Consider the following 11,585-nt stretch of genomic DNA (forward strand, 5'->3'; position numbering starts at 1 on the left):
CGGTAACGTGCTGGGCATGACTTCTGCCGCGATCCAGCCGCGCGCCGGGCGCCGCTGCCACAACGCGCTCAACTCCCTGCACGCCGCGCACTACTTCGCCCCCGAACTCGGTGAGGAGCTGGGCGCCCTCGGGATCACGGACCCCCGGGCCGTCAACTTCGCGGCGCGCGCCGCGGCACTGGGCCGGGTCGGGGCGGGGACGGTGACCGCGACCTTCTACAACTACAAGCACGAACTCGTCGCCCGGCACGTGCCCGCCGTGTGGACGACCGCCTCCCCCGAAGCCGTGCTGGCCGCACGCGCGCGTGCCGTCGACCGGACCGTACGGCGACTCCTGGGCGACGACACCGCGAAGTCCGGGGAGATGGCGGAGGCGGCGCGGCTCGCGCTGCGCGCCGCCGAGGGGTGCACCCGCGCCGGACGGCCGCTGTACTCCGCCCACGCCGACCTGCCGGTGCCCGCCGAGCCACACCTCGCCTACTGGCATGCGGCCACGCTGCTGCGCGAGCATTATGCAAAGGAAGTCCAGATGTCTCAGCCGTGATCCCCGAGTGACCTAGGGCCCCACGTGCGGCTGTTAGGTTCCACCCCGTCTGGATGTCTCATGATCGCGGTGGTGCGGGATGGACTACTTCTTTGTGTCACGCAGCAAGGTTCGTCGCTTCTACGAGGCGCCGCCCGGGGTGGATCTCGACGCTTTCGCGTACGTGTCGCGGAAAGGGGCGCTGAAGGAAGGAACTCCGTTCTTCCTCGACTCGCAGATGCGCCCGGCGGAGCCGCTCGTCTCGTTCTTTCTGGAGATGGCCAAGACCCTGAAGGCGAAGTCGCTGCAGGACTATACGTATGACGCGCTCGACTTGACCGACTTCCTGGAGGATGAGCTCGACCCGCCCGTCGATCTGTTGTCGGTGATTGAAGAAGACCTGTTGGCGTACCGAGAAGACTGTACCGAGCACCGCGAGTCGCCGGATGCGCCGGCGACCTGGAAGCGGCGTCGGGCCATGATCAACAACTTCTACGGCTGGGCTGACGACGAGAAGTTGATCGAGAAGCGCCCCTACTTCCGCCGTCGTAACGGCCGTGACGTACTGTCCTGGGGTGCCACCACGCAGCTTGACGTCCGGCACCTGACGTGGCGGCAGTGGAATTTCCTCAAGCAGGTCGGACTGCGTGGCTACCTACCCGACGGGCGCGTTGATCGCGCGTTTCGCGGGCGCTCGCCCCTGCGCGACAGCACAGCACCCGAACTGTCCATCACGACGGGCATGCGGCTGCAGGAGTTCAGCTGTCTGCTGGATATCGAGGTCGGACCACCGCGACGGGATGCTTCCCCGGCAGAGGTCCAGTTGCAGGCGATCGCGAAATTCGGCCTGCCCCGCTCGGTGATGATCCAGGATCCGACACTGCGGGAGCTGGACATGTACCGGCGAACCGAGCGTGCGGCGCAGGTGCGGGCCGCGGCGAAGGCGCTGTGGAGACGCCGTGAGGAGCTGTTCATCGTCGATGACATCGACCTGCGGCGAATGAAGGTACGCGGAATGCTCGATGGCCGGCGCCGTACCTTCCGGGTCGAGAGCATGAACGCGGACAAGCGCCGCCGCGCAGTCATCGAAGGCGACCACGGGCTGGAGCCGATGGCGATGTTCGTCGGCCGCGGCGGACGGATGCCGACCCGACAGCGCTGGGAGCAGATATTCGACACCGCGCATCTGCGCGCCGTTCATCTAAGCGAGGAGCACAAGGTCGGCATCGTCATGCCGCGCGAGGTCCGGATTCACGACACTCGGCACACATTTGCGGTCTACATGCTGCGGCTGCTGACCAAGCTGATCCTCCAGGAGGAAGCCGAGGACTACCTCGCCGGCCGGCACTCCGGCTACCTGACGGACCATATCTCGCGGAACCCTCTGCTGATACTGCAGGACCTCTTGGGGCATCGTCGTCCACAGTCGACTCTGCGGTACCTGCGGTACATGCGAGATACCAACGTGCTGGTGGCGAAGGCAATCGCCGAGTGGAACAACAAGAACGCCACCTACGCCGACTACGCGGCCGCGATAGCCGAACAGCGGGCCGCCTAATGCCCCGCCGCGGCGAGCGCAAAGAACGTATACGCAACGGCGCCCCGAAGCCGCTGCCCATCCGGGACCTGGACCACGTGGGCATCCGCACCCTGACCTGGACACGCCGGGGCGGGACGTCCACCCACGTCGTGAACCCGGCGAAGTACCGGTGCAGCGTCCTAGCGGCCCAGCTGGCCGACGAGTGGGTCACCTACACCCGGTCCATGGCCCGGACCGACGGCGGCGCGAACTTGTCCCAAGCAGTGCGGTCCTTCGCAAAGTTCGTCGACCAATATCTGCCGACGCTCGGGGTAGATCCGGCGGATGCCCGACTGGACGGCCACAAAGTCGACTTGGTCGAGGTGATCCACGTGTGGGAGGAAGACCTGCGCCAGCATCATGGGCTGCGTTCCAACTCCCCGTACGAGAAGGCCAACTGTCTGCTGACGCTGATCGAGCAGCGGGCACTGAAGGACCCGAGCATGCCGGAGGCGCTGCGAGTACGCGCGCAGGCCCCGACCGCCTATCCGACGTACAAGAGCGAGCCGCTGGACGAGTTCTCCAATGCGGAGCGAATCGCCCTGCGCGATGCGGCCCGTAACGCCATCCGGTCGCTAGAGGCCCGTCTGGCCCGCGGCCGGGAGCTGCTGGAGCGCGGGGTAGATCCCCAAGTTGGCGGATGGCACGAACCGGCGAACCTGCTGTGGGCGGCGACGCGTCCCTCTTTGCTGACCGGGAAGGTTTTGAAGCCGCAGTTCCGGCAGAACGTGCTGAGCTGGCCGGAGCCGGTGAAGGCGCTGCTCCCGACCGCGCCGGACGGCACCCTTCTCAAGCGCGGATTCCGCTATCTCGTCGCCGAGTTGGGCCGCCTTCTGTATCCGACCGAAGCGGATCTACAGGCATTTCGGGTGCTGCTGATGCTGGGCATGAGCGATACAAGCCCGGAGGAACTCCACCAAATTCAGCTGTCCGACATTGAGTTCAGCGACGGCGGTGTGCGCCTGGTCCAGCGTAAGATGCGGGCCCATCGCGTCCGTGCCGACCTGCATCCCGATCCGGAGCAGGCGGCCGAGGCGGAAGCGCAGGAGTTCACCGGCGGCGGCGCCTGGACCGTCCCGGGCCTGCTTCGGCGTCTGCTGGCCGTCACTGAACTGTCCCGGACGGTCTTCCCCGATGCGGACCCGTGGCTGTTCCTCGCGGTGGAACGACGGTACCGGGGTGTCCTGGAAGCCAAGCTCGCCGGCTTCAGAGACCGTGAGCGGCGCTTCGGCGGCTGGATCGCCGAGCAGCGCGACGCGGCCGGGAAGCCGCTGAAGATCTCCGAGCCGTATGAGATCCGGCGGCTGCGCAAGACCACGAAGGTCGTCCGCGCGGTCGCGCTCGGCGGCACCGTCAGCGACCTTGCGGGCGATGACCATCACGTGGAGGTCTATCGGATGCACTACGCGCACGGCACGACCGCACACATCCTGGCCGGCCGGTCGATCAACCGGGCGCAGAAGTGGGTTTTCGATCGCATGACCACACCCGCACGGCCAGTTCTCGTCACCGAGGAGACCGAGCAGCACCTGGAGGTGACGGAGGTCGCCGAGGACCTCGGCCTGGACGCCGAGCAGGCCAAAGCCCTGCGGACGGGAGAGCTGGACATGGGGCTGGTCAACTGCCGTAACCCGTGGGACTCGCCGCACCGCAACGACGCCAAGGTCTGCCACGTCGCACCCGCGATGTGCATGCTGTGCCGCAACGCCGTCGTGTTCACCTCCCAGATCCCGCGGCTTCTCCTGTTGTCCGATCACATCGAGCACATGCGGGCCAACCTGGCCCCGCGCCACTGGCAGGCCCTCTGGGGCCGGCAGGCCGCGGCCCTGGCAGAGGTCTTCGAGGAGTGCGCCGACCTCGTCCCCGCAGCACGCCGCGAGATCGCCGAGCTCGGCCTGCGCCTGGACCTCCCCTTGGGCATGCGGACGGAGTTCGACCGATGATGGCCCGCCCCGAGCCCAAGGCGCTCGCCTCCTCGGCGTTCCGCGACGATGAGAAGGTCTTCAGCTACGGCGGCTACCAGCTTCTCGACGACATCCAGGTGCCGCTGTTCGGAGAAATCCACCGGTGGCCCGCTGACTGCATCGGCCGGCCCGCCAGTCGAAAACCGGGCGAGTGGTGCTTCGTCTTCCCTCTGGACGACCGTTTGATCAACCTGCAGCTGCGCGAGTACTGCTTCGGCCTCCTCAACCCCTCCCACCCCGTCCTGCGGCAATCCCTGGTCTTCCTGTCCGCTCTCCCGCTGTCCGTGGCCACCGTCCGCCCCTCGATGATGGAAATCAGAAAGATCATGGACTGGGGCCGCGAACAAGGACTGCCCACCGACCTGGGGCTGTGGGACCCGGAGGACTGGCACGATGAGATCGTCCACAAGGCCTCCCAGGTCGAGAGTGTGAAAACCGTCGCCTTCCATGTGACGACCATCCGCCGCCTGCGCCAACTCGCCCCCGCCCTCACCGGAATCAGCGCCTTCGACGACCCATGGGGCGACGAATCAGCCGCGAGCGTAGCCGCCAAGGTGTACGACGAGGACGCACCTAGCCGCGACACGCTCGCCACTCCGGCCATCCCGCCCGACACCTGGTGGCCGCTGCTACGGGGCGCCTGGACCTACATCCACACCTTCGCCTCGGACATCTTCCGCTGGCGCGACCACTTCGCCCGGCAGCAGGAGGCTCCCGCCGACCAGCCGCGCTCCACCAAAGCCCGGCCGGTGCGCCCGGAGGAAACGGACGCCCTACTGAAGAAATGGCTCAGAACGCCAGGCAACGCGGTGCCCGTCCACGAGGTGTCCTACAGCAACGTGTCGGCCGGCACCCCCATGTGGACCGCGCTCAGCAAGATGGTCACCGGCGGCAGAACCATGAACATCTTCAGCGACAACCAGAGCGGCCGGCCCCGCGAGCGGCGAGCCACCGTTCAGGCCGCGATCGGCAAAGGCCGCATCGCGACCGTCAAGGCGACCGTGGGCCGCGGGAAGGGCCCCGCCGGACCGCGCTACAACGCACCGGGCACCAGTGCAGGCGTCACCAAGGAACAGCTGGACGACGACGTACGACGGTGGCTCGCGGACCCGAACACCGTAGTGCCGGTGTACGCGACCGACGACCACGGGACGGCCGGGGAGCCGATCTGGGGGGTGGCCGCCCGCATGATCTGGGGCCCACCCCACCTGACGTCCACCGGCAGCGGAACGCCAAGCGGTTTGACCGGCGCAACCGGACCGGGGCGGCACGCGCCCGCCTCGTCTTGCAGGCTGTGGCCGACGGACGCGGGATACCCGTCGACTCGGATGTGTGGTCCGGTTGGCGCGCGTACCCACTCCAGTGCCCGGACGCCGCGCACGTCCAAGGCAATGACGGAACGTCAGCGCCGTGGCGTACGCAGATCAGTGCCATCGAGCTCGCCTTCGAACTGCACATGCTCCGAGCCGCGATCTACGTCTTCGTTGCGGCCTTGACCCTAATGCGCGACTCGGAGGTTCAAGAGATCCAGCGCGACGCCGTGCGGACCTACTTCGGCTCCCCAGCCGTCCGGTCCCGAAAGACCAAGCTGGACCCCACCCGCCCGGAACTGTACTGGTGGATCATCGAGCCGGTCGCCGAGGCGCTCGCAGTCCTCGAGCAGCTGGCCTGGCACCCCACCCACCTCTTCGCGGCCCTGCGGCCGCCAGTCGGCAAACAGACCCACACCGAGCCCGGGATCAGCTCCGAAGCCGAGATCGACTTCTTCATCAACGGCGTCAACACCATCGCCTACCGTCACGGCCTGTCCAAGATCCCATCCGCCCACGTGCGCTCGCACATGTTCCGCAAGACCATGTCGCAGCTCGCCGGACGCGAACCGGACTCCGAAATCGCCCTCGGCCTGCAGCTCAAGCACGCCGCCCGCCGGGCTCTGGCCAACCGCACCACCCAGGCGTATGCACAGATGGACGCGAGCTGGGCCAAGGAGTTCGACACCGAACTGCAGCAGGCTGCCGCCCGCAAACTCGTGGACCTGCTCCGCGGCCGCCAACGGGGCGAACGCGTCGCCGTCGGTCCCGGCGCCGCCCGCCTCCACGCCGGTCTCGACAAGGTCATCGACACCATCAATAACAACCTGCAACTAAGGGCGCAGATCGCCGACGAGCGGGTGGAAGAGGCCCTGCTCTCTGACGAGTTCCCCAACCTGCATCTGGGCACCATAAACCACTGCATGTTCGACGCCCCGCAGGCCGAATGCCAAGACGAACTCCCGGAAGAGCAGCGCGGGCTGGCTCCCCTCCTCGGCGCCTGCCAGCCGGCCCGCTGCCGAAACTCCACGATCACCCGAGCCCATGCCCCGTACTGGGTCGCCGAAGAAGCCGACCTGACCGCCCAGTCCACAAACCCGCGGCTGTCACCACCACGACGGGAGGCGGTCTTCGTCCGCCTTGCCGATGTCCAGCGCATCACCCGTGCTCTCGAAGAGGAAGGCCGCGCCTGATGCCGGTATCCGCAGCGTCCGCCGACAAATTGAGGGCGGCCATGGCCCGGTTGCTATCCGGCAAGCCCGTGCACACCGACGGCGCCCTCACCAAGGAGAACCTCGCCCGCGAAGCTCAGGTCAGCCACGCAACCGTGCACCGCGCCGAAGACATCCTCGCCGAGTGGAACGCGAAGGTCGCCCGCCCCGTCCTGCGTACGCCCGGAGAGGTCCAGCGCGACGAGACAATCGCCCAGCTCCGCAAGCAACTTCGCGAGGCGAGGGAGCAGGCGGCCCAGACCCAGAACAAACTCGAGGCCCTCGCCACGGTGGCGGCGAACCTGTACGCAGAGAACCTCACCCTGAAAGAGCGCCTCGGACGCCGACGGGTGACGGCTCTGCCCGCCCAAGACCGCGACTAGCCGAGTTCGGTCTTCCCGTAGTCGCTGGCCACGGCGTTGACCAAGGGGAGGCCTACCGCTCGATCGAGCGATGGCTGCCCTACGGGGCGCGTGCACCAATGTCTACAAGGCCCCGCTGCTGCTCGGCTTGCCCTGCCCCGACGATCTATCCGATGCCCTCTGGACGTTGATGGGCCTACCCTGAACTCATGTGTGATCACGACAGACTGAGGCCTCTGACCACCAGATGAACCCAGTCCGTCCCGGATAACCAGCCCGGCTACGACCTCCACCTCGGGTCAGCGACGTCCCAAACGCCCTAACGTGCCAGCGCCCCCACCCGCCTACACCCGGGGCGACAACGCTCCGCCCAACATGGACAAATGGGCCCCATCCCGGTTGCTGGCCACCTCGGCCGAGAAGGCTGCCGCTGGGCATCTGGTCACGAAAGCGGAGCCAGTGCTTCGAGGACAGCAGTACATGGGTGACACCGTCACCGTGACCTTCAACTCAGCGGCCCACACCATGTTCGTCACCTTCGGTCCCGGCATCTACCCGGAGGGACAGGACTACCGCGATGCCACCGGATTCACGGCCATCGTCCGCGGCCTTATGTCGGAAGCTACTCCGAAGCCCAGCAGAACTTCTGCAACGATAGTGCCTGGCCTTACGGCCGTGCCGTCCTCGTTTACCGGGAGTCCATGGCCAGCCCCACCATCGTCGACTACCGCGAAGTCACCATATCGACAGCTGTCGCATGTAGCCCTGGATTCCCTTACGACTCCTAACGAAAGTGGACAGCTTGACCCAATGGTCCGGAAGCTTCTTTTGTTAGGCGTAGTTAATGGCTTGTAGCCGAAGTCCGTAAATACGGCCGTTCCTGGCGCATGGTCGCACCCCCGGCGCTCACCCCCAAGGTACCTTGGCAACGTCGCCTACCCAGCCCCGGATGCGGGTGAGGTCTCGGTAAGCCCCGTTGTATCCGAGCGAGTTCAGGATCAGCAACACGAGGTAGTGGCGAGCGAGAAGCCAGGCGTCTCGCGTCAACCCGTCCAGTCCGTAGACGCGCTCCTGCGATTCTTGCGGGTGTACCAGCCGGTTCCTGACCCACGTGACGACATCGGCCCCGTCGATGTCCTTGTTCTCCTTTGCCTTCACATCGGCGGCGTACTGCGCGGCTGCCGTCAACAGGCCGTTGATGTCGACAGGAATCTGGGCGTCGCGCAGCACCGTGCGCAGCAGCTCGTGAGCTGGCCGCCGTTTGTACTCCCGCTCGGTCAGGGCACCGCTCAAGACCAGGCTCTGCCACATGATGTGCTCCAAGCCGGCCGTCCCCATGATGATTCGGGGCTCGACGAAGTCTCGGCTCCGCAAGGCCGAGATCGCGTACATCATCTGGAATCGCAGAGGCGTGAATTTGTCCGGATCGAGGAAGGCGGCAATCGCCAGACACAGGAAGTCGCCGAGCGATTCGTGATCTTGGTCATACCACCAGCCATCACTGCTCGAGCGTGCCGGGTCGCAGTGAGCGGCTCGCCACTGCTCCCAGACCACCCGACCGTCGACGTCTTCTCCCACGGGCAGCATCGGGGCAGCCCAGCGGCCAAGGGCAAACGAGATCCCGACGTGCAGCGCCGTCAACAACGGGTCGGCTTCGTCGGCCGTATAGACGGAATCATCGGCGCGACGCACCTCCATGACGTGCGTCATCACGTACACGTCGGTCTTGTGGAGTTCCTGCCAGACCTGCTGGTGGTCAGGACGAACGTCGAGCGTAATCTTCCATCCATTGGCTTCGAGCAACCATCGGCCCGACCATTCATGCCTGCCGCGCGGCGTCTCCTCTGCCAGTCCCAACGGTCCATGCCAGTTGGGCAGGTTGAACCAATGAACGCGGATTCGGCTCAAGGGAGCATCGGAGTTCCCGAAGACGGCTCCGTTCGACCAACCGCCATCGACGTTCCGGGGGATCCCAGGCAGGGTCATGTCTCCCATGGGGCGACGAAGTGTCAGGGGAACTTGGTCTCGGTTGGCGAAGCCCGGCGTCGCGCCACCGCCAACCTGCCACTCAAAGTTGAACCCGTTTGAGCAGGCCAGCTCGACGCGGCCGGGGACATCATCTGTGCCGAGCCCACCCGTCGGACCGTCGTGCAGGAGAATGGGCTGACCCGGTTTGTTGTACGGGTAGACCGACGTGAGCGGTGGACTTGGTGCAGGCGTGTTCATCGTGGTCAAGCGGTCCCACTCCCTGACGGAGATGAGTTGTCCAGGAACACAGCCTCGTCGTATCGCCAGGATTCGTGCTCTAGACCGTCGGCGGGCTGAGATGTCTTGAGGTGCTCTTGGATGTCGCGCACATACACCGGCTGTCGGCTTCCCTTGACCACGGTGAATAGCGGATGGATCTCAGCTGCGGCCAGGTTGGCCGATAGAGATGGGTCCTTCCACATCATATTCAGCACGTGGGCCAAGTGCCGGAGCAGCAGTTGAGTCGAGTCAGGGGTGAAGGCCACGGGACGCGCGAGCTGCGCTGCGCCATGCCCCACAAAGTTCCTCAGCTTCACGTACTGCGCTGCGGAGTGCGGCAAGGGCCTGGCCTGCGGATCAGCGTGACCCTCCAGGTACCTCACACCTGTCCGAAGGACTTCGGTGCTGCCGTCTGTACCGCGCTTGCCGCTGACGATCCGGCCAAGTAGTTCGGTGGCATCGAGGGCGAGGAAGAGTGAACCGAGGTGATAGTTGTGCTCGAAGTTGGCTCCAGAGGCCTGCATGAACTCGCGCATGACACCGCAGACGTACGAGGCCTTGCATACATAAGGGTCTAGCCCGGTCATCTGTGCGGCATCGTCCCACTGCGGCACGTCGTGGGTGAGCTGGACAACGTGCTGAGCGAGGAGGGGACGATAGTCCATGACTCCATGGTCCGGCCGACTCAGGACTTTGAGCAACCTCTTCACCCACTGAGCCGCGTCAAAGTCCGATGCGACCTGTGAACTCGGACGACTCCCGGCAAGACCAGAGGAGCATCGGACGTGAGCTCCTTCCGACTACGGACCACTCCAATCGAGTTGCGCGGTGGTGTTGGACAGCAGATAGACCGCCCGCTTTTCTCGCTCACTCACAGGACGGAACGCTCCTCGATGGCGCCGAGTTCGATGCGGCCGTTCTGCCACGGCGGAGGTTCGTGGATCTCGTATGAAGCATGCGCCGTGCACACGTGGAACAGCGTGTAGATGGGCCGGTTCACGATCACGAGGTGCCCGGGTCCGTGAGGGTACGGATGACTCGGAATATACTGGTCATCACACCCGGCACAACCGCCGTTCACACGACGTCGATTGTGTTCCTGCCCCATCGGCGGGCGGCCACATCGCTGAAGGGCTGTGCCTCCGGGGTCGTAAGTGCCTCCGACTATCGCTCGGCTCGAAGACGCTGCGACCCCCGCTCCGGCCCGCGGCTCGGCTGCCCTTTACTTCTCGAGCACGACAGCGAGACCTTGGCCGACGCCGATGCAGATGGCCACGACGGCGACGCCACCACCCCGGTGGGCGAGTTCATGGGCCGCGCGACCGATGATGCGTCCTCCGGACGCTCCGAGCGGGTGCCCCATCGCGATGGCACCTCCGGATACGTTCACCTTCTGCGGGTCGAGGTCTCTCCACAGCCGCAGACAGGCGAGCGACTGCGCTGCGAAGGCTTCGTTCAGCTCGACCAGGTCGACGTCGGCCCAGGTGCGCCCGGCACGGGCGAGGGCGCGGTTGGCCGCCTCGACGGGAGCGATTCCGAAGATGTCGGGGTCGTTGCCGAAGGCCGCGCGGGCGGCGATGCGGGCGAGGGGTTCGCCGTCGAGCGCACCTTCACGGGCGACGAGCACGGCGGAGGCGCCGTCGTTGATGGGCGACGAGTTCCCCGCGGTCACCGTGCCGTCGGCGGCAAACGCCGGGCGCAAGCCGGCGAGAACTTCCACCGTGGATTCGTCGCGGATGCTTTCGTCGCGGGCGAGGTGGTGGCCGTCGACCTGGACGATCTCGTGGTCGAAGACGCCGTCCGCCCATGCGCGGGCGGCCAGGCGATGGCTGCGCGCTGCGAACGCGTCCTGCTCCTCACGGGAGATCCGGTGGATTTCGGCGAGCTTCTCGGCACTCTCGCCGTTGGAGATCGTCCATTCCTCCGGCAGGCGGGGGTTGACCATGCGCCATCCGATCGACGTGTTCCACATCGTCTGGTTGCCCGCCGGGAAGGCCCTTGCGCTCTTCTCGACGACGTACGGCGCGCGGCTCATCGACTCCACGCCGCCCGCGAGCACGATGTCGGCGTCTCCTGCCTCTACGGCTCGTGACGCCTGAATGACGGCCTCGACCGAGGACCCGCACAGGCGGTTGACCGTGACTCCCGTGACCGAGGTGGGGAATCCGGCCAGCAGCGCGCCGAAGCGTGCGACGTCGCGGTTGTCCTCGCCCGCCTGGTTCGCGTCGCCGAAGATCACGTCGTCGATGCGCGCGGGATCCAGGCCGGTGCGCTCGACGGTCGCTCGCATGACGATCGCGGCGAGGTCGTCAGGGCGCACGTCGGCGAGGGCCTTGCCGTACCGTCCGAAGGGGGTGCGGACGGCGTCGTAGACGAAGCTCGCGGGCAT

9 protein-coding genes and 1 pseudogene are annotated in these 11,585 nt (G+C 66.3%); 6 read left to right on the plus strand and 4 right to left on the minus strand.

Annotated elements, in window-relative coordinates; genetic code table 11:
- Window positions 1-16: 16 nt before the first annotated feature.
- The 6 genes and pseudogenes from ABZT12_RS30635 to ABZT12_RS30660 form a co-directional block, all read left to right on the plus strand.
- A pseudogene (locus tag ABZT12_RS30635) lies at window positions 17-511 on the plus strand (hypothetical protein); the annotation flags it as partial.
- Between the two features lie 112 nt (window positions 512-623).
- Window positions 624-2,081: a recombinase XerD gene (locus tag ABZT12_RS30640; RefSeq protein ID WP_356390532.1), complete on the plus strand. Its 1,458-nt coding sequence runs from the start codon at window positions 624-626 to the stop codon at window positions 2,079-2,081.
- A 206-nt stretch (window positions 2,082-2,287) separates the two neighbouring features.
- Entirely contained in the window at window positions 2,288-4,045 is a 1,758-nt protein-coding gene (locus tag ABZT12_RS30645; protein ID WP_356390534.1) for a hypothetical protein, read from the plus strand.
- Window positions 4,042-5,562: a hypothetical protein gene (locus ABZT12_RS30650; RefSeq protein WP_356390536.1), complete on the plus strand. Its 1,521-nt coding sequence runs from the start codon at window positions 4,042-4,044 to the stop codon at window positions 5,560-5,562. The genes ABZT12_RS30645 and ABZT12_RS30650 overlap by 4 nt, the downstream gene beginning before the upstream one ends.
- Before the next feature lie 5 nt (window positions 5,563-5,567).
- The gene (locus tag ABZT12_RS30655) at window positions 5,568-6,569 is read left to right on the plus strand and encodes a hypothetical protein (protein ID WP_356390538.1); all 1,002 of its coding nucleotides are present in this window, start codon (window positions 5,568-5,570) and stop codon (window positions 6,567-6,569) included.
- Entirely contained in the window at window positions 6,569-6,970 is a 402-nt protein-coding gene (locus tag ABZT12_RS30660) for a hypothetical protein (protein WP_356390540.1), read from the plus strand. The genes ABZT12_RS30655 and ABZT12_RS30660 overlap by 1 nt, the downstream gene beginning before the upstream one ends.
- 885 nt (window positions 6,971-7,855) lie before the next feature.
- Here the strand turns inward: ABZT12_RS30660 and ABZT12_RS30665 are convergent.
- The 4 genes from ABZT12_RS30665 to ABZT12_RS30680 form a co-directional block, all read right to left on the minus strand.
- A complete protein-coding gene (locus ABZT12_RS30665) occupies window positions 7,856-9,184 on the minus strand; it encodes a hypothetical protein (RefSeq protein WP_356390542.1) in 1,329 nt (442 codons plus the stop codon).
- Window positions 9,181-9,861: a hypothetical protein gene (locus ABZT12_RS30670; RefSeq protein ID WP_356390544.1), complete on the minus strand. Its 681-nt coding sequence runs from the start codon at window positions 9,859-9,861 to the stop codon at window positions 9,181-9,183. The genes ABZT12_RS30665 and ABZT12_RS30670 overlap by 4 nt, the downstream gene beginning before the upstream one ends.
- 206 nt (window positions 9,862-10,067) lie before the next feature.
- Complete coding sequence (locus tag ABZT12_RS30675; RefSeq protein WP_356390546.1) at window positions 10,068-10,196, minus strand: hypothetical protein; 129 nt, start codon at window positions 10,194-10,196, stop codon at window positions 10,068-10,070.
- Window positions 10,197-10,418: 222 nt separating this feature from the next.
- On the minus strand, window positions 10,419-11,585 hold the full coding sequence (locus ABZT12_RS30680) for a thiolase family protein (RefSeq protein ID WP_356390548.1): 1,167 nt from the start codon (window positions 11,583-11,585) through the stop codon (window positions 10,419-10,421).

The organism is Streptomyces sp. NPDC005423, assembly GCF_040606415.1.
GTDB lineage: Bacteria > Actinomycetota > Actinomycetes > Streptomycetales > Streptomycetaceae > Streptomyces.

What these genes read in the sequence shown, in the direction of transcription:
- ABZT12_RS30640 (WP_356390532.1), top strand. Translation starts at nt 624, where the DNA reads ATGGACTACTTCTTTGTGTCACGCAGCAAGGTTCGTCGCTTCTACGAG.
- ABZT12_RS30645 (WP_356390534.1), top strand. Translation starts at nt 2,288, where the DNA reads ATGGCCCGGACCGACGGCGGCGCGAACTTGTCCCAAGCAGTGCGGTCC.
- ABZT12_RS30650 (WP_356390536.1), top strand. Translation starts at nt 4,042, where the DNA reads ATGATGGCCCGCCCCGAGCCCAAGGCGCTCGCCTCCTCGGCGTTCCGC.
- ABZT12_RS30655 (WP_356390538.1), top strand. Translation starts at nt 5,568, where the DNA reads ATGCGCGACTCGGAGGTTCAAGAGATCCAGCGCGACGCCGTGCGGACC.
- ABZT12_RS30660 (WP_356390540.1), top strand. Translation starts at nt 6,569, where the DNA reads ATGCCGGTATCCGCAGCGTCCGCCGACAAATTGAGGGCGGCCATGGCC.
- ABZT12_RS30670 (WP_356390544.1), bottom strand. Translation starts at nt 9,861, where the DNA reads ATGGACTATCGTCCCCTCCTCGCTCAGCACGTTGTCCAGCTCACCCAC.
- ABZT12_RS30680 (WP_356390548.1), bottom strand. Translation starts at nt 11,585, where the DNA reads ATGCCCGCGAGCTTCGTCTACGACGCCGTCCGCACCCCCTTCGGACGG.